Annotated in this window: 22 protein-coding genes; 12 read left to right on the top strand and 10 right to left on the bottom strand. The window is 73.0% G+C overall.

The window, feature by feature from the left end:
• Positions 1–433: 433 nt before the first annotated feature.
• Together NOD94_RS01775 and NOD94_RS01770 are read right to left on the bottom strand one after the other, a co-directional pair.
• Complete coding sequence (locus NOD94_RS01775) at positions 434–1,009, bottom strand: hypothetical protein (protein ID WP_281203883.1); 576 nt, start codon at positions 1,007–1,009, stop codon at positions 434–436.
• A gap of 226 nt (positions 1,010–1,235) precedes the next feature.
• Positions 1,236–2,141 carry a CAP domain-containing protein gene (locus tag NOD94_RS01770; RefSeq protein WP_281203882.1) on the bottom strand — a complete coding sequence of 302 codons (906 nt, stop codon included), beginning with the start codon at positions 2,139–2,141 and terminating at the stop codon, positions 1,236–1,238.
• Between the two features lie 478 nt (positions 2,142–2,619).
• Here NOD94_RS01770 and NOD94_RS01765 point away from each other — a divergent pair, with 478 nt between their 5' ends.
• A complete protein-coding gene (locus tag NOD94_RS01765; protein WP_281203881.1) occupies positions 2,620–2,811 on the top strand; it encodes a hypothetical protein in 192 nt (63 codons plus the stop codon).
• Between the two features lie 67 nt (positions 2,812–2,878).
• Here the strand turns inward: NOD94_RS01765 and NOD94_RS01760 are convergent, their stop codons facing one another.
• The 3 genes from NOD94_RS01760 to NOD94_RS01750 form a co-directional block, all read right to left on the bottom strand.
• Entirely contained in the window at positions 2,879–4,705 is a 1,827-nt protein-coding gene (locus NOD94_RS01760; RefSeq protein ID WP_281203880.1) for a dynamin family protein, read from the bottom strand.
• Entirely contained in the window at positions 4,695–5,924 is a 1,230-nt protein-coding gene (locus NOD94_RS01755; RefSeq protein ID WP_281203879.1) for a hypothetical protein, read from the bottom strand. The genes NOD94_RS01760 and NOD94_RS01755 overlap by 11 nt, the downstream gene beginning before the upstream one ends.
• A 134-nt stretch (positions 5,925–6,058) precedes the next feature.
• Positions 6,059–7,090, bottom strand: coding sequence for a medium chain dehydrogenase/reductase family protein (locus NOD94_RS01750; protein WP_281203878.1), 1,032 nt, complete (start codon positions 7,088–7,090; stop codon positions 6,059–6,061).
• Positions 7,091–7,249: 159 nt separating this feature from the next.
• Here NOD94_RS01750 and NOD94_RS01745 point away from each other — a divergent pair, with 159 nt between their 5' ends.
• From NOD94_RS01745 to NOD94_RS01735, 3 genes are all read left to right on the top strand, one after another.
• Positions 7,250–7,936, top strand: coding sequence for a TetR/AcrR family transcriptional regulator (locus NOD94_RS01745; RefSeq protein WP_281203877.1), 687 nt, complete (start codon positions 7,250–7,252; stop codon positions 7,934–7,936).
• Positions 7,933–8,256 carry a putative quinol monooxygenase gene (locus NOD94_RS01740; RefSeq protein ID WP_281203876.1) on the top strand — a complete coding sequence of 108 codons (324 nt, stop codon included), beginning with the start codon at positions 7,933–7,935 and terminating at the stop codon, positions 8,254–8,256. The genes NOD94_RS01745 and NOD94_RS01740 overlap by 4 nt, the downstream gene beginning before the upstream one ends.
• A 187-nt stretch (positions 8,257–8,443) precedes the next feature.
• The gene (locus NOD94_RS01735; RefSeq protein WP_281203875.1) at positions 8,444–8,809 is read left to right on the top strand and encodes a PRC-barrel domain-containing protein; all 366 of its coding nucleotides are present in this window, start codon (positions 8,444–8,446) and stop codon (positions 8,807–8,809) included.
• Positions 8,810–9,114: 305 nt separating this feature from the next.
• Here NOD94_RS01735 and NOD94_RS01730 read toward each other — a convergent pair whose 3' ends face one another.
• Positions 9,115–9,687, bottom strand: coding sequence for a GNAT family N-acetyltransferase (locus NOD94_RS01730; protein WP_281203874.1), 573 nt, complete (start codon positions 9,685–9,687; stop codon positions 9,115–9,117).
• Positions 9,688–9,873: 186 nt separating this feature from the next.
• On the opposite strand from NOD94_RS01730, the gene NOD94_RS01725 reads away from it, so the two are divergent.
• The 4 genes from NOD94_RS01725 (at position 9,874) to NOD94_RS01710 (ending at position 15,763) form a co-directional block, all read left to right on the top strand.
• Positions 9,874–12,282 (top strand): excinuclease ABC subunit UvrA, encoded by a 2,409-nt coding sequence (locus tag NOD94_RS01725; protein WP_281203873.1) that lies wholly within the window; start codon positions 9,874–9,876, stop codon positions 12,280–12,282.
• A gap of 98 nt (positions 12,283–12,380) precedes the next feature.
• Positions 12,381–12,800: a GNAT family N-acetyltransferase gene (locus tag NOD94_RS01720; RefSeq protein WP_281203872.1), complete on the top strand. Its 420-nt coding sequence runs from the start codon at positions 12,381–12,383 to the stop codon at positions 12,798–12,800.
• A 95-nt stretch (positions 12,801–12,895) separates the two neighbouring features.
• Positions 12,896–14,770, top strand: a complete 1,875-nt coding sequence (locus NOD94_RS01715) for a serine/threonine protein kinase (RefSeq protein ID WP_281203871.1) — start codon at positions 12,896–12,898, stop codon at positions 14,768–14,770.
• 273 nt (positions 14,771–15,043) lie between these two features.
• Entirely contained in the window at positions 15,044–15,763 is a 720-nt protein-coding gene (locus NOD94_RS01710) for a hypothetical protein (protein WP_281203870.1), read from the top strand.
• Between the two features lie 140 nt (positions 15,764–15,903).
• Here the strand turns inward: NOD94_RS01710 and NOD94_RS01705 are convergent, their stop codons facing one another.
• On the bottom strand, positions 15,904–16,557 hold the full coding sequence (locus NOD94_RS01705; protein ID WP_281203869.1) for a hypothetical protein: 654 nt from the start codon (positions 16,555–16,557) through the stop codon (positions 15,904–15,906).
• Positions 16,558–16,742: 185 nt separating this feature from the next.
• On the opposite strand from NOD94_RS01705, the gene NOD94_RS01700 reads away from it, so the two are divergent.
• On the top strand, positions 16,743–17,276 hold the full coding sequence (locus NOD94_RS01700; RefSeq protein WP_281203868.1) for an NUDIX domain-containing protein: 534 nt from the start codon (positions 16,743–16,745) through the stop codon (positions 17,274–17,276).
• Positions 17,277–17,385: 109 nt separating this feature from the next.
• Here the strand turns inward: NOD94_RS01700 and NOD94_RS01695 are convergent, their stop codons facing one another.
• A complete protein-coding gene (locus NOD94_RS01695) occupies positions 17,386–17,967 on the bottom strand; it encodes a hypothetical protein (RefSeq protein WP_281203867.1) in 582 nt (193 codons plus the stop codon).
• Positions 17,968–18,191: 224 nt separating this feature from the next.
• Between NOD94_RS01695 and NOD94_RS01690 the strand changes: the two genes are divergently transcribed.
• The 3 genes from NOD94_RS01690 to NOD94_RS01680 are packed head-to-tail and all read left to right on the top strand — an operon-like array spanning position 18,192 to position 20,448.
• On the top strand, positions 18,192–18,827 hold the full coding sequence (locus NOD94_RS01690) for an ABC transporter ATP-binding protein (RefSeq protein WP_281203866.1): 636 nt from the start codon (positions 18,192–18,194) through the stop codon (positions 18,825–18,827).
• Positions 18,824–19,693, top strand: a complete 870-nt coding sequence (locus tag NOD94_RS01685) for a metal ABC transporter permease (protein ID WP_281203865.1) — start codon at positions 18,824–18,826, stop codon at positions 19,691–19,693. The genes NOD94_RS01690 and NOD94_RS01685 overlap by 4 nt, the downstream gene beginning before the upstream one ends.
• Complete coding sequence (locus NOD94_RS01680) at positions 19,648–20,448, top strand: zinc ABC transporter substrate-binding protein (RefSeq protein WP_281203864.1); 801 nt, start codon at positions 19,648–19,650, stop codon at positions 20,446–20,448. Before NOD94_RS01685 ends, NOD94_RS01680 begins: the two co-directional genes overlap by 46 nt.
• Positions 20,449–20,514: 66 nt before the next feature.
• Here NOD94_RS01680 and NOD94_RS01675 read toward each other — a convergent pair whose 3' ends face one another.
• Both NOD94_RS01675 and NOD94_RS01670 read right to left on the bottom strand, forming a co-directional pair.
• Positions 20,515–22,209, bottom strand: a complete 1,695-nt coding sequence (locus NOD94_RS01675) for a class I adenylate-forming enzyme family protein (RefSeq protein WP_281203863.1) — start codon at positions 22,207–22,209, stop codon at positions 20,515–20,517.
• On the bottom strand, positions 22,206–23,102 hold an 897-nt coding region (locus NOD94_RS01670), incomplete at its 5' end, for a CoA transferase (RefSeq protein WP_281203862.1). The genes NOD94_RS01670 and NOD94_RS01675, both read right to left, overlap by 4 nt.

Below are 23,102 nucleotides of genomic sequence, written 5' to 3'. Positions count from 1 at the left end.
TCCCGGCGGGCGCGGGCGGGTCGGAGCGGGCGAGGACTCATGGCGAAGACACCCCAAGGCGCGGTTCGGACGGCGGGAGGGACGGCGACGCCTCCCGACTCGGTGAAGCCGACGGCCCGACGGATCTCCGGGACGTCACGCCCGGGATGCCGAGGCCGCTCGGCTGACGCGAGCCTAGGGCCCGGCGCCCCCTCGTGGGCCGTCCCGGTCCGATCTTGAGGTTGCCCTAAGGAAGAGCTCACCTTCCGCTTCGACGGAACCCGTTGATCGGCGTGCGTAAGCCGCCACAGGGGTGAAAGGTGACGGGAGCGGCGGATGGTGCGGATCGGGCACGGCGGCCGGCTCCCGTGCGGCGCGGAGCCGGGCGGGGCGGTGGGCCGGTGGGGCCGTGGGCCGGTGGGGCGGTGGGGCGGTGGGGCGGTGGGGCGGTGGGTCAGAACGACGTCTCGCGGACGCTCGCCTTCGCCACCGGTTCGATGGTCGCCGTGATGACCGACCGGTGGTCCCCGCCGCTGAACGTGACCGTGAGGGTGTCGTCGGAGGTCTGCGACGTGGTGGCCTTGAAGCCCCTGCCGGGAACCGCCGAGATCAGGCACACGCCGCGGGCGCCGTAGCGGACCGTGGCCTTGCCGCCCTGGGAGGGGATGGTGTGCAGCCCCGGCCCGCCCTCCTGGCAGTCGACGACGGGCTTGGGCGCGGGAGCCCGGGTGGTGGCCGGCGGGGCCTTCGGCGTGGAGGCGGGGGACGTCGAGGGCGACGGCCGTTCCGACGCGGAGGGCGAGCCGCTCCCGGACGGTGTGACGGAAGCGGAGGGGGACGGCGGGCCGCTCGACGGTGCCGTCACCGCTTCCCAGGCCGGCGGTGACTCGACGACCGTGGGGGCGGAGCGGGCGACCGGGGGCGTGTGCCGGGTCGAGCCGACCACGAACTGGACCGTGGCGAGCACGGCGGTCACGCTGGTGGCCGTGCACGACAGCCATATGAACAGGTAGCGCGGAATTCGGGGCACGGCCCCATAGTGGCCGACGGACCGGGCCGCCCGTCACCGACTCCCCCCTTCCCCGCCGGCCGCGCCCTTCTCCGTCGCCCGCGCCCGGACCGCCGGGCGGGCGGAACCGTACGGGGGGGCACGAACGCAGACGTCCTCCGGCCCGCGAACGGGTCGGAGGACGCCTGCCGCTCGGCGACCGTACCTGGGGGCTTGACGGTCGCCGGGACGCTTCCTGATGCGGTTCCTACCTCGGTGCGCCGAAGTTCTGCGTCCACCACGGGCCGCCGTCGCCCTTGTGGACGCCTATGCCGATCTCCCGGAAAGCGCAGTTGAGGATGTTGGCCCGGTGGCCGGAGCTGTTCATCCACGCCTTCATGACCGCGTCGGCGTCGGCCTGACCGCGGGCTATGTTCTCGCCCAGGCGGGACCAGGCGTAGCCGGCGGCCTCCACTCGGCTCGTCATGGTGGACCCGTCGGGTCCGGTGTGGGACATGACGCCGCTGCGCGCCATGGTGTCGCTGTACGCCCGGGCGGCGGAGTTCAGCTTGGCGTTCGCGGTCAGCGGGCCGCAGCCGGCCGTGGCCCGCTCCTTGTTGACCAGGGCGAGGACCGCGGACTCGGAGTCGCCCGAGGTGCTGCCACCGGATCCGCCGGAGCCGCCGGAGGTACCGCCGGAACCGCCCGAGGTACCGCCGCCACCGGTCGGGGCGGCCGTACGCGTCGGCTTGCGGGTCTCGGGAGCCTTCGGCTGGGCCGGGGCGTCGTCGTCCGCCGCCGCGGGCTTCGTGGGGGCGGCGGAGCCGGTGGATCCGGTGGCGTCCGCCGTGGGCGGCGCCGCGGGCAACGACCCCGTCGCGGCGGCGGCCTCGGCGCTCAACGAGGGGGAGGGAGAGGCCGGGGTGGACGTGGGGGTCGCCGACGCCCCGCCGCCGGGGAGGTCACCGGGGGCCGTCGTCGCGGCCTGCCGACCGGTGGCTCCGTCGGCACGGTCCGCTCGCGAGCCGCCGTCGGAGTCGGCCACGGCGACGCCGACCGCGACCGCCGCGGCCGCCGACGCCGCGGTGACGGACAGGACGATGCGGGTGCGCACCGTCTTCTTCCGTCGTGCGTCGATCCGGGACGGCGTTGCGGGAGTTCGGCTGCGACTCATGCCTGTAGCACCTCACAGAGAGAGGGGAGGGGGGTGGTGCGATCGAGACTAGGCCGGTGATCAGCGAAAGGAGCGCCAGGAAGGGGTACTTCACGTTCCCTTAAGGAAGCCCGCAGGGTCGGATCAGGAACAACCCGGGGCAAACACCGCGCACATGACCGGCCGGACCGGACGGGCGGGCCGACGTACGGACGGAACGGGGCCGACCCGCCCTTCAACCTTCGTCGGTGTAGCGGCCCTTTCGTCCGGGAAGGGGGTGTTCCGGGCGGGGTCGCGAGGGCACCGCCGTCCTGGGAAGGGGGCACACGTGCCGGGTTCGGAAGAGATGAGCCAGGAGTCGGCGCCGGCGGGCGAGGGCGTGCGGGGAGAGGGAGGCGGATCGGGGAGCGGAGGATCGTTCGATCTCGAAGTCCGCCGCACGACCCAGGAAACCACGGGAGAGGGGTCTCACACGGTCCGGGACTCCTACGGTGGCGAGGTGAGCGTGGACTACCCGGACGCCTGGGACGACGGGCCGACGACCGGCGGGGCCTGCACCCCGGTCAATCCGACGGGGGACGACTCCCACTTCTCGGCACGCGGGGAGGTGTACACCGAGGAGACCCGGACCACCGACGGCCCTACGCAGACGCAGACCACCGAGTACGGCGTCGGCGGCTCCTGGGAGTAGGCCGGGAGCGGGGACCGGCCGGAACGCGCGTGCGGCGCGCGCGTCCCGGTCGGTCCCGACCCCAGGTTCACCGGGCGCCCGACTTCGGCCTCACCGTCCGTCCACGGTCCGCGAGGTCCTTGCGGGCCCCGTCCAACCGGTTGAGGTGTCCCCTCAGGGCGGAGGTCATGGGCGCCTGCCGTCCCGCCGCCATGTCGCCGAGGCTCTCGATCCGCTCCAGGACGCAGGCCCGGGCCTCCGCGACCAAGGCCGTGCGCTGGTCGGCCCAGCGCTCAGCCGGGGTTTGCGGGGTGCCCGCGAGCGCGGACGAGACGTTCCGGCGCAGGGAGTTGATCCGGTTGAGGGTGTGCCCCCGGTGCCCGCCCGCCGCATAGTGGACGACCGGAAAGACGATCGTGGCGGCCATCTTGACGATCTCGGAGTTGTCCTGGGACACGAACTGCCTCCATCCGTCACCGGCACTCCGGTACTGGTACCTGCCTGCCTCCAACGGTGTGGTCGAGGCGACGCGGCCGGCCCTGCGGTGGAGTCCGGTGGGCACCTGGTGGTCGAAGCGCGCCTCGCGTTCGCCTACGTACGCCTCCAGTTCCGCGGCGAGCCGAACCAGCCCGGGCTCCGAGGCGACCGCAAGGCGCCGACTCGACGTGTCGAGCATTTCCTGGATCTCCACGGTGACGCCATCGGCGACGGATTTGGAGATCGTGCTCGGCTGGAAGATCCGGGCTTTCACCGCGTCCAGGAACACCGTGATCCGCTGGACTTCGGTCAGGAAGGCCTGCTCCACGCTGCGCCATTCCGCCACGCGCGTGGCGAGCTCGATGCGGTCCAGCGCGTCGGGCTCGGCCGGTTCGCCGCGGCGACGGTCGCCCTGTTCGCCCCGGCCCCGGTCGACTCCCCCGAGCACCTCGTCCTGGTGCCGGCGGATTTCGTCACGCCCGATGCGGCCCGCCAGTACGTCGAGCACACGGGTCTCGCGGCGGGCCAGGGCCGCGTCCAGCACGGGGAAGGCGTACTGGGCGGTGACGGCGACGGTGTCCCCCACGTCACGACGGATCCGCTCCAGGAGCCGGGCTCGCAGGCGTTCCAGGAGGATCTGCTCCGGGTCGGCCAGGCAGAGGCAGTGCACGGAGGCCTGCGCGAGGCCGAGAGAGCCGTCCTCATCGAGCGGCAGGAGCAGTTCCGTCACGCTGCGCCGTCGCATGGTGAGCCGCTCCCGCAGGCGTTCGGGGGTGAGGGGGCGGCGGTCGAACTCGTTGAACACGACGGCGGCGACCCTCGCGGGCCGGCTACCCGTGCTCAGGTCGCGGACGATGTCCACGAGCCCCTTGAGGCTGACCCGCCCCATGGACACCAGGACGACGCTGAACGCGTGCCCGTCCAGGTCGTTCGCGGTCTGCGCCGCCACCTGGTCGGAGACCCCCGCGATGCCGGGCATGTCCACCAGGCGCAGCCCGTCGCGCAGCAGGGGAGCGGGCAGTTCGATCTCGCCGCGCAGTACTTCCGATTCGTTGTGGGGGTTGTGTTCCTGGAGCATCCAGTGCTCGAAGTCGGCCAGGTCGGAAATCTCCTCCTCGATACCCGGGCGCCCCGGGCCCTGCCCTCCGGCACGACGCAGGACGCGGTAGCGCGGCCCGGACCCGTACGTCACGTGCACGGGCGCGACGGTGCCGGGCACGCCCTCCGACACCGGGGCCACCTCGGCCCCCACCAGAGCGTTGACGAGGGTGGACTTCCCGGCCCCCTCGGGTCCCAGGACGGCCAGGTGGGAGCGTTCGCACGCGTTGCGCAGGGCGGTGACGGCCTCGGCCACGGCCGCTTCGGGTTCCGGCAGCAGGGCGTGGTGGCTTTCGAGGGCGGCCGGGAGTTCCGCCAGGTCGAGGGTGTCATCGGGCATCGAGCACCTCCCGTACTTCCGCGGCGACCAGCGTGGACGGGCCGTCCTCGGTGCCGTCGAGCGCGGCGACGGTTTCCCGGAGGGCCTCGGTGTACCGCGGGTCCGTTTCGAGCAGGTGCTCGGCGACCTCGTCGTCGGACGGGTACGGCGGCCCGGTGAGGGCGTAGTCGGGGTGGGTGAGGGCGGCGAGGGACTGCTGCAACGCGGCCCCGGCCTCGGCGGTCCGGCCGCGCGCCGCCTCGCGGCGAGCGACGGTGAGCAAGTGGTGTGCGGGGTCTGCCACTTGGGCGATGGGAACGCCCAGGTCTGCGGGCCAGTCGGCGAGGGCGTCGGGGCCGAGCAGGGCCACGGCGTCGTCGAAGCGCTGGCGGTAGCGGACGGCCACGGCGAGCCAGTACGCGTCGACGGCGGCGGTGACCACCGCGGTGACGGAGCGCGCGGCCAGTTCTATCTCCAGCAGACTGTGGCCCTCCTCGTCACCGGGGACGTCCAGAGCGAGGGCGGGAGGGGCGACGGCGTTGAGGCGCGCGACCTCCTTCTCGGTCCACCGCGCCCGCGGCCCGCGGCGGTGGCGGTGGACGGTGCGCATCGGTTCGGCGGGCGGGTCGCCGCTGCCGGCGCGCAGGTGGCAGCCGCCGAGGGCGAGGTCCAGGGTGTCGCGGAAGAGGGACACCTGGACGACGAGGGCGGGCAGTCCGTAGAGGTCGTTCCAGTAGAGCCCGGCGTGGGGCCAGGATATGGCGCCGTCGATCTCCTGGAACTCCACCAGGCCGTCGGCGCCGAGGGCGCGGCGCAGGGACGCGATGAGCGTGGTCCGCAGCCCCGACCAGTGGGCCGCGGCGGAGCCGTGGAACTGCGGGAGCAGGAGGACGGGCGGGAGGTCGGACAGGTCCGGGGCGAGCAGCCGCAGGCTGTCGCGCAGGTGGCCGGGGCCTTCGGTCACGGGGTAGGTGTCGAAGAGGGTCCTGTGGCCGAGCGCCTCCAACGATTCCCGCTTGCGGAGTTCGGAGTCGAGGTGGCGCAGTTCGAACTGACGCTGATGGCGGATCGCCTCCAACTGGAGGTCGCGGCCGAAGCGGGTACTGGCCTGGGCCCTGTCGAAGTCGTGCTGTTCGGCCCTGGCCTTCTGGCTCGCGGCCAGCTGACGGTGGGTGTTGATGAGCGAGGCAGCGGCCTGAGCTGCCGATCCGACGCCCAAACTGATGGCCGAGTCGGACAAGTGTTCCTCCTGACGGAGTGCTCGGTACGCGCCGGTGTGCGGCGGTACGGTTTTGTTCCTTTCCGGCCGGCGGGTTCACAAACTCGGTAAGTCCCCTAGGAGTAAGGGGCGTTGAGGATGCGATATCGCGCACCTCAGGGCACGAGGACGACCTTGCCCGCGACGGTGCCGGATTCGGCCAGCCGCATCGCCTCGGCGGCGCGGGCGAGCGGGATCTCCGCGGCCACCTTCGCGGTGATCTCACCGCGCTGGAGGGCGGCGAACACCTGGGTGAGGTCGGAGCGCAGACGGGTCCGGAACCGGTCCTTCGCGTAGGCCCGGCCGGCCCACACGTTGAAGAAGTAGGCGCTGCGGCCGTTGGGCAGCGCGTTCCACCACCACACCCGACCCAGCAGCCGCAGGACGGGCCAGGAGCCGGAGCCCTCGTCGTCCCTGGTGGCGGCGCTGCCGTACGAGACGAGGGTGCCGCCGGGGGCCAGGAGCCGCCAGGAGTCGACGATCCCGTCGCCGCCGACGTGGTCGAAGACCGCGTCCACCCCTGCCGGAGCGAGTGCGCGGACGCGGACGGCGACGTTGCCCGAGCGGTAGTCGACGGGTTCGACGCCCAGGGCCCGCAGTGCGTCGTGGTGACGCGTGGACGCGGTGCCGATCACCCGGATTCCCGCGGCGAGTGCCAGCTGCACCAGGATCGACCCGACGCCGCCGTTGGCGCCGTGGACGAGGACGGTGCCCCCGGCGCGGACCCCGGCCTTGCGGTGGAGCATCTGCCAGGCCGTGATGCCGTTGACGACCGCGGTCTCCGCCTCCGCCGCGGTGACACCCGGGGGCACCTCCACCGCGTCGGCGGCGTCCACCACGACGTGGCTGGCCCAGCCCCCGGTCTTCGTCATGACGGCCACCCTCCTGCCGAGCAGGTCCGGCGCCACGCCCGGCCCGGCGGCCCGCACGGTGCCCACCAGGTCGTAGCCGGGGACGAAGGGGAAGTCGGGCTGGTCGTAGTAGCGGCCGCGGCGCATCTGCTGCTCGGCGAAGGACACGCCGGTCGCCTCCATGGCGAGCAGCAGCTGTCCCGCACCGGGCTCCGGCACGGGTCCGCGGTGCAGCTCCAGCCCCTCCGGCTCGACCTTGCCCGGCAGCAGGACCTCGACGCGCTCGACGGTGTTCATGGCGACCTCCAGGGAGTTAGGACTTCTCGTGTTTGTTAGAAGCTATAACGAGAATGAACCTCGCCGGTGACGCTGTCAAGCGATCGAGCCGATCCGACGCGATAGGCAATGCCGTTGGTGATACGTTCTAACGATCGACTGGATGGAGAGGCGACGGCCATGACCGGAAGCACCACGACCCCGCGCGAGCGATACCGCCGGCAGGTCCGCACCGAGGTCAAGGAGAAGGCCTGGCAGCAGATCGCCGGCTCCGGCGCCTCCGCCCTGTCGCTCAACGCCATCGCCAAGCAGATGGGCATGAGCGGACCCGCGCTCTACCGCTACTTCGCCGGCCGCGACGAACTGATCACGGAGCTCGTCACGGACGCGTACCGCGGCCTCGCCGACACCTTCGCCGCCGTGACCGACGACGGAACCGGCCGGGAGCGCCTGGCCGGGCTCGCGGCGGCGCTGCGGCGCTGGGCCCTGGAGGACCCTCATCGCTACTTCCTCATCTACGGAACCCCGATCCCGGGCTACCACGCCCCGGACGACGTCACCGCGATCGCGTCGGAGATGATGTCCGTCCTGCTGGACGCCTGCGCCACGGCCATCGGGGCGGATTCCGCGACCGGCGCCGGGGCCCGCGACCTCGACGCGCACCTGGCCGACCACCGGGAGTGGGCCGACAGCCACCCGGACGCCCGGCCGGAGGCCCTCCGCACGGCCCTCGCCTTCTGGAGCCGCCTGCACGGCGCGCTCTCCCTGGAACTGGCGGGGCACTTCACCGGCATGGGGCTGGACCCGGCCCTGCTGTTCGCGGCGGAGGTGGACGCACTCACGTCCCCGCCTACAATGACCAAATGATCTTCATTGTGGTGAAATTCTCCGTCAAACCCGCATACGTCGACCAGTGGCCCGAGTTGGTCTCCGACTTCACCCGCGCCACCCGCGCCGAGCCCGGGAACCTGTGGTTCGAGTGGTCCCGCAGCCTGGAGGAACCCGACACCTACGTCCTGGTGGAGGCCTTCCGGGACGACGCGGCGGAGGCCCACGTCACGTCGGAGCACTTCCGTGCAGCGCTGGAGACCATGCGCCCGCTGGTCACCCGCACGCCGGACATCGTCAGCACCACCATCGAGGGCGCCGACGGCTGGAGCCGGATGGGCGAACTCCAGGTCGACTGACCTCCCCGCGTCCTCCTTTCGGGAACGCGTGCGCATGCGCTCCCGGGAGGAGGGCACAGGAGGGTTACCTCCCGACCCCCTGGGCAAGCGAGGAACCGGAACGGATGGAAATCGTTCCGGAGGACCACCGATAAATAGGCGCGGTGGGAATCGGGCCGCGCCTGCAATCCGGAGGAGTTGTTTTCGCGTGACCGAGAACATGTGGAATTACCGTTCGACGTCGGGCCACCTCACGGGCGCCGATCTGTCCGGCTACAAGGTCGAGGCCACGGACGGAAGCATCGGCAAGGTCGACAAGCACAACGACGAGGCCGGGGACGCCTACCTGGTGGTCGACACCGGCGTCTGGATCTTCGGCAAGGAAGTACTGCTCCCCGCGAGCACGGTGATCAGCATCAACGCGGACGAGGAGAAGATCTACGTGGACCGGACGCGGGCGCAGGTCAAGGACGCCCCCGAGTTCCACCGGGACAAACACCTGGCGGACCCGCAGTACCGCGAGGAGATCGGGATCTACTACGGCATCGGCGGTCCGTTCGGCCGCCCCCTGTAGTCCCGGCCCGCATCCCGGCCTACGGGCTTTCCGGCATATGGGCTTTCCGGCCGACGGGCTTCTGCCCGACAGGCTTCCGGCCGACAGGCTTTCGCGCGGGGCCCCGACTCATCGAGTCGGGGCCCCGCGGTCGTGCCCGCTTCCGCGCGGTCGACCGTGCCCCCGTGGGCCGCGCACGGGAAACCCGGCCCACGGGACACAGAAAACGGGGAGGGGTGTGTGCCCCGGGCCGGGCCCGGCAGCCGGGAGGCCGCTCACACTCATCGGCCGCCACTCCCAGGGTAGGCACAACTCGGGCACATCGGTCAGTGGAGGGCGAGGCGCATCAGCACCCTGGGGTGGCCGGCCAGTACCGAGGTGGTGTCCGCGGCGTGCGAGAACCCCGCGCGTTCGAAGTTCTTCCGGATCCCGGCGTACGCCATCGTCAGGTCGACCCGGGCCTCCCCGTTGTCGAGGGGATAGGCCTCGATCACCGGCGCCCCCTGAGCTCGGGCGAAGTCGACGGCACCGGCGATGAGGGCGTGCGAGATCCCCTTCCCGCGATGTCCCGGGCGGACCCGGACGCACCACAGGGACCACACGGGCAGGTCGTCCACCTGCGGAATCCTGCGGCTGCGGGCGAAGGAGGTGTCCGAGCGGGGTGCCACGGCGGCCCACCCGACCGGATCGTCGTCCTCGTAGGCGAGCACCCCGGGAGGGGTCCGCGCACGGCAGAGCGCGGCGACGTGGTCGCCGCGCGCCGGGCCGCGCAGCTCGTTGTTGAGCTTGGACGGGATCCGGTAGCTCAGGCACCAGCACACGTTGGCGGTGGCCGACTTCGGGCCGAGCAGCGTCCGGACGTCCGCGAAGACCGAAGCCGGACGAACGTCGATGGTCATGACCCCACCCTCGCACGGCCCGCGGGACGCCGTCACGCGTCGTCGGAAGTGGGCCGCGACCGATCACGAATGGAGAAGCCCCGCTCCGCGCACCCGGGCTAACGTGACGGTGATGAACGCCGGCGCGGCGCCCGAGGCCGACGGGATCCGCGCCGCAGGCCCCGTACGCACCACCTGGGAGACACGATGAGCAAGGCCAAGAGGTCGGACGCCCCGGCGTCCGCGTCGCACGTTGCCGACGGCCACGACCTGATCCGCGTCCACGGCGCGCGCGTGAACAACCTCAAGGACGTCAGCGTCGAGCTCCCGAAGCGCCGGTTGACCGTGTTCACCGGCATCTCCGGTTCGGGCAAGAGCTCGCTCGTGTTCGGCACGATCGCCGCGGAGTCCCAGCGGCTGATCAACGAGACGTACAGCGCCTTCGTACAGGGGTTCATGCCGACCCTGGCGCGACCCGAGGTCGACGTGCTCGAAGGCCTGACGACGGCGATCATCGTCGACCAGCAGCGGATGGGGGCCGACCCGCGTTCCACCGTGGGCACCGCCACCGACGCGAACGCGATGCTGCGCATCCTCTTCAGCCGGCTCGGCCGGCCCCACATCGGCTCGCCGAACGCGTACTCCTTCAACGTGCCCTCGGTCCGCGCGAGCGGTGCCGTCACGGTCGAGCGCGGCGCCGGTACCAGGACCGTGAAGCAGACCTTCAGCCGGACCGGCGGCATGTGCCCGCGCTGCGAGGGCCGGGGCGCGGTGTCCGACATCGACCTCACCCAGCTGTACGACGACACCAAGTCGATCGCGGAGGGCGCGTTCACCATCCCCGGCTGGAAGTCGGACAGTTGGTGGACCGTCCGGCTGTACGCCGAATCGGGCTTCCTCGACCCGGACAAGCCGATCCGCAAGTACACGAAGAAGGAAATGCAGGACTTCCTCCACCGGGAGCCGACCAAGGTGAAGGTCGAGGGCGTGAACCTCACCTACGAGGGACTCATCCCGAAGATCCAGAAGTCGTTCCTGTCCAAGGACCGGGAGGCGATGCAGCCGCACATCCGGGCGTTCGTGGACCGGGCGGTCACCTTCACCTCCTGTCCCGAGTGCGGGGGCACCCGGCTCAGCGAGGGCGCCCGGTCCTCGAAGATCAAGAAGATCAACATCGCCGAGGCCTGCGCGATGCAGATCAGCGACCTGGCGGTCTGGGTCGCCGGCCTCGACGAGCCCTCGGTGGCGCCGCTGCTCACGACGCTCCGGCAGACCCTCGACTCGTTCGTGGAGATCGGGCTCGGCTACCTCTCGCTCGACCGGGCGTCGGGCACCCTGTCGGGGGGCGAGGCGCAGCGCGTCAAGATGATCCGCCACCTCGGCTCCTCCCTCACCGACACCACGTACGTCTTCGACGAGCCCACCACGGGCCTGCACCCCCACGACATCCAGCGGATGAACGCCCTGCTGCTGCGGCTGCGCGACAAGGGCAACACGGTGCTGGTCGTCGAGCACAAGCCGGAGACGATCGCGATCGCCGATCACGTCGTCGACCTCGGCCCGGGCGCCGGTGCGGGCGGTGGCACGGTCTGCTTCGAGGGCACCGTCGAGGGATTGCGGACCGGCGGCACCATCACGGGTCGCCACTTCGACGACCGGGCCGCCCTCAAGGACAGCGTGCGCAAGCCGACCGGCGTCCTGGAGGTACGGGGCGCGGCGACGCACAACCTGCGCGACGTCGACGTGGACATCCCGCTCGGCGTGCTCGTCGTCGTCACCGGGGTGGCCGGTTCCGGCAAGAGCTCGCTCGTGCACGGTTCGTTGCCCAAGCATCCGGGTGCCGTGGGCGAGGGCGTGGTGTCCATCGACCAGGGTGCGATCCGCGGCTCGCGGCGCAGCAATCCGGCGACGTACACGGGACTGCTCGATCCGATCCGCAAGGCGTTCGCGAAGGTCAACGGCGTGAAGCCGGCGTTGTTCAGCGCGAATTCCGAGGGCGCCTGCCCGAACTGCAACGGGGCCGGCGTCATCTTCACCGACCTGGCGATGATGGCCGGCGTGGCGACCACCTGCGAGGAGTGCGAGGGCAAGCGGTTCGACGCGTCGGTGCTGGAGTACCGCCTCGGCGGCCGCGACATCAGCGAGGTGCTCGCGATGTCGGTGACGGAGGCCGAGGAGTTCTTCGGCTCGGGCGAGGCGCGCACACCTGCCGCGCACAAGATCCTGGAGCGGCTGGCGGACGTCGGCCTCGGCTACCTCAGCCTCGGGCAGCCGCTGACGACCCTGTCGGGCGGCGAGCGGCAGCGGCTCAAGCTGGCCACCCACATGGCGGAGAAGGGGGGCGTCTACATCCTCGACGAGCCCACCGCCGGCCTGCACCTCGCCGACGTCGAGCAGCTCCTCGGACTGCTCGACCGGCTCGTCGAGTCGGGGAAGTCCGTCATCGTCGTCGAGCACCACCAGGCCGTGATGGCGCACGCCGACTGGATCATCGACCTGGGGCCGGGTGCCGGTCACGACGGCGGCCGGATCGTTTTCGAGGGCACCCCCACCGACCTGGTCGCCGACCGCTCCACCCTCACCGGCCAGCACCTCGCGGCCTACGTGGGCGCCTGACCGTCGGCCGCCGGCGATCACCGGCCCACCGCCGGGCCCTCCCCCGCCCGGCCGCGTGCGCTTGGTGATCGTCGGGCGCCGTCCGTAGCATGTAGCGGGTGACCAGTAATACTGACTCTTACTCGCTGCGTGCCGAAACCCCCTCGGTGGAGGTCTACCTCAGGCTGCGGTCCGGATCGGGGCTGAGTCCCAAGACGCCCGAGATGGCCCGTGCCGGGCTGCCCGGAACCTGGCACGGGGTGACCGTGCTTCACGATGACGAACCCGTGGGGATGGGCCGGGTCGTCGGTGACGGGGGCTGCTTCTTCCAGATCGTCGACATGTGCGTCCTGCCGGAGCACCAGGGCCGGGGCCTGGGCAAACGGATCATGGAGGAGCTGGTCCGGGAACTGGAACAGCGGGCCCCGGTCGGCGCGTACGTCTCGCTGATCGCCGACGGTGACGCCCGCTACCTGTACGAGCAGTACGGGTTCCGCCTCACCACGCCCGCGTCCGTCGGCATGCACCGCACCGTCTGAGGCGCAATCGCCTTACGGGAGGCCTTCGTTGCCGCCCGCAACCCATCGGGTAGTTTTCTCGGAAACCGAACCGAATCCGATCCGATGGGGCTGACGTGTTGGAGCTGAGGGGCAGCGGGGCCAAGCCGCTGGAGGCCGAGGATCCGCGTCGGATCGGCCCGATACCGCTGGCGGGCCGGCTCGGGGCGGGCGGTATGGGGCGGGTGTACCTCGGGGTGCACGAGGGCCGGTACGTGGCCGTGAAACAGTTACTGCCCTCCGTGGTCGGCGAGGACGAGGACTTCCTGCGCCGCTTCGGACACGAGCTGGACAACCTGGCCCGACTGCCCGCCGGGGCCACGGCTCCGTTGCTCGCGAGCGACCGCGCCGCGCGACCGCCGTGGTTCGCCACCGCGTACGTGCCCGGCCTCACGCTCAAGGAGGCCGTCGAGCTGAACGGCGGGCCGCTGCCCGCGCGGGCGCTGTGGTTGCTCCTGCGCGAGGCCGCCGCGGGGCTGGAGGCCGTGCACGCGCTGGGGATGGTCCACCGGGACCTGAAGCCGTCCAACGCCATGCTGACCCTCGACGGGCTCACCCTCATCGACTTCGGAGTCGCCCGGGCCGCCGAACAGAGCCAGTTGACCCGGACCGGCATGGTGGTGGGCACTCCCGCCTACATGGCGCCGGAGCAGGCGTCGGGCAAGCGGCGGGTGAGCGGCGCGACCGACGTGTTCGCGCTGGGTTCGGTGCTCGCGTACGCCGCTTCGGGCCGGCCTCCCTTCGGCGACGAGTCGGGGCACGGCGTGCTCTACCGCATCGTCCACGAGGAACCGGACCTGGAACCGCTGCGGGAACTGGAGCCGGACCTCGCCGAGCTCGTCGCGGCCTGCCTCGACAAGGATCCCGAAGGACGGCCCACCGCCGCCGAACTCCTCGAACGCGCCTCCCGGCAGGGGCCGTTCACCCCGCCACTGTGGCCGGACGCCATCACCGCGCAACTGACCGAGCGGGCCGCCTTCGCGGCCGAGGTACAGCAGCCCGACGTGCCCACGCTGCCGCTCACGGGCCGGCAGCCGGACCCGCAGCCGGCCGGAGCGGACAAGGGCCCCGGGGCCGCCCCGGCGGCCGTGGCCCTCACCGGACGCCCCCAGCCGCGTGAGAAGCGCCGCCGCACCCGCGTCCTGCTCGCCGTCGTCCCCGTCGTGGTCGTCGCGGGCGGTACGACGCTCGCCCTCCAGCTCCTGCCGTACACCATCCCCCCGCAGGCCAAGGCCCGGAACACCCCGCTCCCCGCGGTCACGACCCCGGCGGGTACGACGCCCCCACCGGCCGCGGCGGTAAGCGCGAGCCCATCCGGCCCGCTCTCCCCCGGCCGGTCGCCGTCCCCGGCACAGCCCGGGGGCGACGGGCAGGTCAACGGGCAGGGCGGGACGGCCGGTCCCCCGGTCGCCCTCCCCGGCAGCGCCGCAGCCGGCCCCGGTTCCGGCCCCGGCAACGTCGGCGGCTCCGGTACCCCGACCGGTGGCGCGGGCGGAGGCAACGCGAACGGCGCCGGCGGTGGTGGCGGCGGGGGTACGCCCCCTGCCGGCGGCGGTGCGTCGACACCACCCCCCGCCCCGAAGCCCCCGCAGTCCGGGACCGGCCAGTACCGCAACGGCAACAACGGTCGGTGCGTCACCCAGGTGTTCGGGTCCTCGGACCACGGCAGTTGCTCGGACCCGACCGCGCGGTGGACCGTCCAGGGCAGGCCGGACGGCACGTTCAAGCTCGTCAACCAGCAGAGCGGCGGGTGCCTGTACTCCAACGGGCTCGGCCAGGCCGTCTTCGTGGGCGACTGCGCGCAGGACATCGGCCGACTGTGGCGCTCCGGCGGGGGCGGCACTCTGCGGAGCGAGCTCGGGGGCGGCTGTCTGGACCTCGGGATGCAGAGCGGTCTCGTCACGAAGTCGTGCTCCGGGCCGGCCTCCCAGCGGTGGACGCGGGAGGCCTGAGCCGGACGCGCGAAGGCCCCGACCTCCATGAGGAGGCCGGGGCCTTGGTTCGAGCGCTGGGCAGGCCTTGCACCTGCATTCCCCCACGGGAAGTGGGGTGTCTTTCCTTGGACCACCAACGCCGGACCCGACAACCGCTGTTCACGGCGGCGAGCACAAGATCAACGATAACCCATGGAGCGACGCCCGCGCACCGCACGGATCCGGTGGCCCGGCCCTCGCGAGGTCGTGTGACCATGTCCCCCCGACACACACGCACCTCATGGGGGGACCATGCGCACCCGTACCACCACCGCCACGGCCGGCCTGGCCGCCGTCCTGTCGGCGCTGCTCGTCCTGACCGGCTGCACGGCGCAGGGCGACGGAGCGGGCGCGGCGAAGAGTTCCGCGGCCCCCTCGCCCGTGCCGCCGCCCGCGCGCGGCGGCGCCGCCGGGTTCGACGGGCCCCTCCCCCGGGACCAGAACCTGCTGGCCTGGACCGGCGACCCCAACGACGCGGGGCACGTGACGGCCCAGTCGGCGGCCGGTGTGGGCGGCCGGGTCACCCTGGTGAAGATCGTCCTGCGCGAGCAGATCACCTGGTCGAACATCTGGCTGGGCCTCGCCGGGGTGGACCCGAACGCGCAGCTGTCCAACTGCTACCTCGGCGTGTACGACGCCCGGGGCGCCCTGCTCGCGTCGACGGCGGACGTCTCGCCCCAGCTGATGACGGACGCGATCGCCAAGCCGCTGCCCCTCGCCAAGCCGTTCACCGCCGCCCCCGGCACCTACTTCATCGCCCTGCTGCTCAACGGCAGCTGGGCCACCAACGCCCTCACCCTGAAGGCGACCGGGGCGGGCATCTCCGTCAACGCCGGCCTCACGCCGCCGCAGCTGCGCTACAGCACCCTGCTGACCGGGCAGACCACGCTGCCGGCCTCCGTGAACCTCGCCGACCAGTCCACCAGCACCATCAACACGGGCTGGGCCAGTCAGTGGTACGCCATCTCCTGAGCCGTCGGGCGGCGGCGCGGCCCGTGCTCCGGCGGGGTCAGGGCACCCTCGCGTAGTGGATGGCGAGGCTCGACGGTCACAGCCCCGCGCTCCCGTCGTCCCGAGTACGCGTACGCAGGACAACGGGACCTGTTGCGGTGTCAGGAGCGGGGCGTCCAGTTCCGCGGCATGAGACCGCTGCGGCGGGCCGCCTCGTCCTCGGCGGTGGAGCCGCCGCGCCTGCCCGGGGTGGTGCGGACGACGTAGCGGAACGGGAGGCCCCCGGGCGCCGCGAGCATGCCGCCGAACCGGGGGTCCCCGGCGAACCACATCCGGTCGTGGGCCTGTTGCCGCGGAACGCTCGGGCCGTCCCAGCCATCCCAGGGCTGCGGGAACGAGCAGTGGCTCCGGCCGTCGGGTTCCAGCAGCACGACGCGGCCGTCCGTGCCCCACCGGCGGCCCTGCGCGCGCTGTCCGTCGCCGGAGACGACGCGAACCTCCTGCGAACGGCAGGGCCACACCTGCCAGCCGTAGGTGCTCATGGCGAGCCGCTCCTTGCGACGGGCCCTGCGCCAGAGGAACCACAGGCCGGCCGTCACCGCGAGGACGGGGACGAACCCGGCGGCGATCACCGCGGCCGCCGTGGACGTCGGGCCGACGAGCAGGACGGCGGCGACCAGCAGCACGACCTCCGCCGCGAGCGCCGACACCGCCCGCGTGGAACCCCGTTCGCGGCGCCGCAGCACCTCTTCGACCCCGGGGGTCTCCAAGGCCGTTCCGGGCAACACCTGGTAGCCGTACTCGTGCGCCAACATCACGGTGCTCCGGTCTCGGGTAGGGATGACGAGGAGGATACCGCCGCATCCCGTGGAGCCACAGGGCCGGGAGTACCGCGGTGTCCCCTTTCGGGTGCCGCGCGCCGCGAACGGCCCGCGGGGCGGCCGGCTCCACGGCATCGTCGGGAACGCACGGTCAGGCCGCCCACCCCGAGGAGAACCGGATGACCGACCCACCCGCCGACGCGCGCGCGAGCGCCGCCGCGGCTCCCCCGCACCGCTTCGTCCCGGGCCGCCGGGCCGAGTACGGCGGTGCCCGGCCGAACATCGTCGGCGTACACCTCTACCTCCGGCGCGCGGACGGCCGGATCCTGCTCGGGTTGCGCCACCCCGACGTCGCGTACGCGGGCGGCAGCTACCACTTCCTGGCCGGCCACTGCGAGGACGAGGGCGCCCTGGGCGCCCTGATCCGGGAGGCCGAGGAGGAGGCCGGGCTGACGATCGCGGCCGAGGACGTCGAGCTCGTGCACACCGTCCACCTGCTGCACCCGGGTGCGGCAGGTGGACCGCCCCGCATCCAGCTGGTGTTCCGGGCGCACGCCTGGTCGGGCGTTCCGGAGATCCGGGAGCCGGACAAGTGCCTGGAGTGGTCCTGGCAGCACCCCGCCGACCTTCCCGAGCCGATCGTGCCGTACGCGCGGGCCGCGATCGAGGCGATCGGACGCGGCGAGGCGTACTCCGAGATGGGCTGGGGGTAGCCCGGGCGGGGGTGTGCCGGGCGGCGCTGGGGGGCCTGGGGCCTGTCGTCGAACTCCCGTCGTCGCCCGGAGGGCGGCCTCGCGGCGGACGGGAGTTCGACGACAGGCCCTACCGCACGGGCGGGACGTCCTGCTGCCGGGCGGCGCGCGCGATGCGGTATTCCGCTTCCTCGTCCGTCATGGGGGCCTGGATCGAGTACACGTCACCGACGCGCAGGTCGTCCGGCGTGTTGTATTCGCCGTGGGCGCCGATGACGGACACGGCCACCCGGGAGGCGGGCTGCCGGAACGTCCGGTAGTACGGGGCGTTCCCCGCGCTCTCCGGGACCTCCACCAGCGGGACGCCGCGCCGCTCCAGCAGCCGCTGGAGCTTCGCGAACCGCAGCCGGGGCGCGAAGCGTCCGTGGCGGGCGCGGATGGCGGCGTTGACGAGGGTGCGGTCGCGAGCGGCGAGGCGGTGCACCTGGAGGGTGAAGTGGTGCCCGGACCAGGGCCGGTCCGCTCCGTCCCGGTGCCAGTGGAACTCGGCGAGGCCGTAGTCGCGGAACATGCCGACGCCGCCGTGGTCGTTCTCGGCGAATCCCGGCCCAAGGACCTCGGTGACCCGGTCGGGAGGGTCGGTGGGGCGCAGCCCGAGGACGGTGCCGGTGGTGACGACGTCCATGTAGAACGCCAAGGAGTAGGGGGTCACATCCGCAGAGCCTAGTGCTGTGACCGGGGCGCGGGCGCGGGGGCGGGGCCTGCGGGTATCGGCGGGAGGTACGCGAGGCGGGGGCCGGAGGGTGCCGGCCGGATGTTCGCGAGCACCGGGCCGGTGGCGGGAACCCGGCGGGCCCGGCGTCCGACTCCTGGGGTGTGGGAGGGCGGACACCCGGCCCGACCCACTCCCTGCTACGGAGGATCGAGGGACGTGCGATGGGCGGGTTGGACGTACGCATGCGGGAGGTGGCCTGCCGGCACGGCCGGGTCGAGGCCGTCGCCGACGTGGACCTGGAGATCGCGGCGGGCGAGCGGGTGGCACTGACCGGGACCAACGGTTCCGGCAAGACCACCCTGCTGCGGGCCGTGCTCGGGCTGCACCGGCAGGTGACGGGCTCGATCCTGGTCGGCGGCCGGGGCACCGGTTCGGCGGCGGAGTGGGCCTGGCGGCGGCGGGCCTGCGCCTGGATCCCGCAGAAGCCGGCGGCCGGCCGGTTCCCCCTCCTCGGGTCGGAGCTCCTCGCCGCCGGCGCCGCCGGGGTCGAGGCGGCGGAGGCCGCCGACCGGCTCGGGGTGGGCGCGCTGACCGCCCGGCCCCTGCACACCCTCTCCGGCGGCCAGTTGCAGCGCATGTACCTCGCCCGGGCGATCGGCTGCGTGGCCGCCGGGGCCCAGGTGGTCCTGGCCGACGAGCCGACCGCCGCCCTCGACTTCGACGGCCAGTCCCGGGCGGCCGACGTCCTCACGTCGCTGCCCGTGACGCTGATCGTGGTGACGCACGACCGGGAGATGGCCGGACGGTGCGACCGGGTGCTGGAGATGGCCGCGGGGCGGCTGCGGGAGGTGCGGTGACCCTCGCCGGCGCCGACCTCGGTGAACTGCTCGGGCTGCTGGCCGTTCAGCGGGCGGGCCTGGCGCTGCTGCTGGCCGCGGTCGGGCTGCCTGTGATCGGTGTGGTCATCGTGGGCCTCGACATCATGCCCGTGCGGTTCGCGATGATGCACGTGGCGCTGCTCGGCATCGCGGTCGGCCTGTTGACCGGCCTGGATCCGATGCTGTGCGCGCTCGCCGCCTGCGCGCTCGCCGGTGCGGGGGTCGCCCCGCTGGCCCGGACGGCGGACGGCCTGTCGGGGGCCATGGGGCTGCTGATGAGCCTGGCCATCGCCGCGGCGCTGCTCCTGCTGGCGGTGTCGGGGGTCAACGCGTCCGGTGCGTTCGCCCTGTTGTGGGGGTCGATCCTGTCGGTGGGGCCCACCGACCTCGTCGTCCTGGGCGTACTGGCGGTGCTGGTGCCCGGCCTGTTCTGGTGGCGGCGGCGCGAGATCGGGCTGCTGCTGTACGACCGCGAGCTCGCCGAATGCTCGGGGGTCCCCGTACGGGCCCTGACCGCGGCGCTCCTGGTCCTGGTGGCCGTGGCCGTGGCGGGGGCGATCAAACTCACCGGCGCCCTGCTCGTCGACGCCCTGACGCTGCTCCCGGCCCTGGCCGCCCGGCGGCTGGGCGGCTCGCTGAAGTCGATCACCCTGTGGGCGGTCGGCATCGGCGTCGTGGTGAACCTGACCGGGTTCGTCCTGGCCCTGTGGCTGGACTGGCCCCCGGGCCCGGTCCTCGTCCTGACGGCGGGGGCTGTCGTCCTCGCCGTGCACCTCATCCCCGAACGGAGAATCAGCTCATGGCGCCCCACCCCCTCGCCCGAGTCCCTTCCCTCCTCGCACTGAGCGGGGCCCTCCTGTTGAGCGCCGGCTGCGGGAGCGGCGCCTCCTCGGGGGAGGCCGCGCCGTCCCGCGGCGGGAAGCCGGTCGTGGTCGTCACGACCACGTGGGAGGGCGCGTTCGCCAAGGCGGCCGGCGCCGAGGACATCAAGGTGATCGTGCCTCAGTCCGTGCACCACGCCCCGGACTACGATCCCAAGCCCTCCGACCTCGCCGCCGTGGCCCGGGCCGACTTCGTGCTGTACGCGCCCTTCGAGCCGTACGCGGCGAAGATCAAGGAGGCGGCCGGTTCGAAGGCCAAGCTGGTCGAGGTCAACCTCGACAACGACCCGGACGCGGTGCGTGCCGAGGTGGCGGAGCTGAGCCGGCTCTTCGGTACGGAGGAAGCGGCCTCGCGCTGGAAGTCCGGGTTCGACACCTCGTACGCGCGGTTGAACGAGGAGGTCCGGGCGGCCTGGCCCGGCGGCCGGAGCCCCTCGGTCGTGACGCAGGTCTTCACCGGCTGGTCGGCGAAGCTGGCGGGGGCCACGACGGTGGGCACCTACGGGCCGGAGGCGGTGACCCCGGCCCAGCTCTCCGAGCTGTCCGCGAAGAAGCCCGCGCTCGTCCTGGACAACGCGCACATGTCCACCGGCACCGTCCTTCCCGACTCGGGAGCGAAGCAGGTGAGGATCGTGAACTATCCGGGGGAGGACCTCGACCTCCTGCCGGTGTACCGGAACGCCGCGGCCGAGTTGAAGAAGGCCATGTCGGGCTCCTGAAACCGGTTCGGGAGAGCGGGAGTTCGAGGGGGCCCGGCGGCCGGTTGGTCGCCGGGCCCCGTCGTGTCATCCCGCGTGCGCGAGCGGGACCGTGTCGCTGTCGTCGTCCATTCCTGTTTGCGCGGCGAGGAGTTGGCACAGCGCGGTCCGGTCGGGTTTGCCGGCCGCCGTCAGCGGCAGTGCCTCGACGACCAGGAGCCGCTCGGGGTGCTTGGACCGTCCCAGGCCGCGTGCGGTCAGGTGCTCGGCGAGCGAGGCGAGCGTGGGACGGCGGGCTCCGCGGGCCACCACGCAGGCCGCGAGCCGCTCCCCCATCAGCGGGTCGGGAACGCCGACGCAGACCACGTCGCTGACGTCGGGGTGGGCGGTGAGTTCGCGTTCCACCTCGGCGGGGCTGATGTTGGCGCCACCGCGGATGACGATGTCCTTGAGCCGGCCGACGACGTGCAGGGCCCCTTCGGGGTCGAGGAAGCCGAGGTCGCCGGTGCGGACCCAGCCGTCGGGGGTGCGGTAGCGGGCGTCGAGTTCGGGGGCCGCGACGTAGCACAGCGGGGTCATCGGGCCGCGCGAGATGATCTCCCCCAACTCGCCTTCGGGCAGCGGGGCGTGGGTGTCGGGATCGGCGATGCGGATCTCGGCGACGCGGGGGTCGGGGTGGCCGACGATGACTCCCCCGCCGTCGGTGGGTGGCACCGTGTGCGCCAGCCCCGTATGGCAGTTGACCCCGTCCGCCGACCCGTAGAGGTTCACGACCGGGCAGCCGAAGGCCTTGGCGGCGGCGGCGGCCGTGGTCTCGTCGAGGGGTGCCCCGCCGAGGACCAGGGCGGTCGGCGCGGGCAGTTGCCCGCCCGTCGCGTCGAGGCGTTCGAGCATCATGCGGACCATGGTGGGGACACCGAGGACGTGCGTCGGTTCGTGGGCGCGCACCGCCTCGATCGCGGCTTCCGGGGTGAAGTGGTCGAGCAGGACGAGGGTGCCGCCGTGCCTGGCCAGGGTCACGGAGGTGCCGTTGGAGCCGAACGCCGACGCGAGCGGTACGAGGAACAGGCATCGCGGCGGCACGGCGCGGTCCGGGATGAGGGAGGCCAGGAAGTTTCCTCGGCCGCCGGCCAGGGCGTTGTGCGAGTAGGCGACCATCTTCGGTTCGGCCTCCGAACCGGACGAGACGAGGATCCGGGCGGCGCTGTCGGGGTCGGGCCGGGCGGGAACGAACCCGCCGGGGTCGGACCGCATGAGCCCCCGGAGCGGGACCGCCCCCTCCGGCGCGGTGCCGGGGCCCGCGGCGATGACGTGGCGCAGGGCCGGCAGGGCGCCCGACAGGGTGAGCAGGTCGGCGGCGTGCCGTGTGCCGCGGTGGTCGGTCACGGCGATGACGGCCACGGCCCCGGCCCGGCGCAGCAGGCACTCGGCCTCCAGCGTGCCCCGGCCCACGGGGAAGGGCAGGGCGATCGCGCCGAGGGCGGCCAGTGCCAGGTCGGCGATGACCGCGCCGCGGTCGTTGGGGAGTTGCACGCCGACCACCTCGCCGGGGCGGATGCCGAGGGCTCTCAGGCCGGCGGCGAGACATCGCACCTTCCGATCGAGCGCGGTGTAGCAGAGGGCGCCCTTGGCGTCGAGGACGGCGGTGTGGTGCAGGTCGGCGATCTGACGGGCCCGGAAGAGGCTGTAGAGGTCGAGGTCGGGGCAGGTGCCGTCGACGACCCAGGAGCGGCGCAGTTCGGCGGGCAGCAGATCGTGCAGGGCGGGTCCGGTGGCGGTCACGCGAAGCTCCAGGGGTCGGGGACTGTGGGGGCGCCGTGCGTGTCGCGGCCGATGGGGCCGGTGAGGCGGGGGTCGTGGTGGAGGGCGGACAGGTCGGTGGTGACGGCCGTCGCGGACAGTGCGTCCTCGTGGAGGCGGGTGATGGCGTCGGCCGTGGAGCGGCCGCGCAGGTCGTCGGCGATCCGGGCCGCGGCCGCGGCGCTGTCGTCGGCGGGCGCGATCCAGCCGTCGGCCGTGCGCAGCGGGCGGCGGAATCCGGCGGGCATGCGGGCGTTCCCGCCGTGGGCGGCACGCCGCAGGGCCGGGGCGGTCAGGAGGTCGGCGGCCCCGAGGAGGGAGGAGTCCACCCGGACGCCGTGGCCGGTGCGTTCCCTCAGCAGGAGGCCGGCGAGGACGGCTTCGGTGCCGAGGAGCCCGCCGAGTACGTCGAGCAGGGTCATCAGCGAGGGGGCCGCCGGTTCGTCCTCGGGGCGGACGGCCTCGCCGACCCCGGTGCGGGCCTGGACCATGAAGTCGGTGCCCATGGGGGCGTCGTCGAGCCGCCCTGCCCAGCCTCCGGTGTAGGCGAACACGAGCGCGGGATTGACCGGGGCGAGGTCGTCGGCGTCCAGGCCGAGCGCGGAGGCCCTGCCGGGTGCCCAGTTGTGGAGGAAGACGTCGGCCCCGGAGGCCAGTTCCCGCAGTCGGCGGCGGCCGGCGGCGGCCTTGATGTCGATCTCCACGGCGCTCTTGCCCCGGTTCAGGGCGAGCCAGCGTGCGGAGACTCCCGAACAGGTGGGCGGCATGCCGCGCAGCGGGTCCCCGCCGGGCGGTTCGATGCGGATGACGTCGGCGCCGAGGAGCCCCAACAGGTGGGCGGCGAGAGGCGCCTGGATGCGGCGGCCCGCTTCCAG

This window comes from Streptomyces sp. Isolate_45 (genome assembly GCF_024721315.2).
In the GTDB taxonomy this organism is placed as follows: domain Bacteria; phylum Actinomycetota; class Actinomycetes; order Streptomycetales; family Streptomycetaceae; genus Streptomyces.
This window is presented reverse-complemented; position numbering and strand designations above follow the sequence as displayed.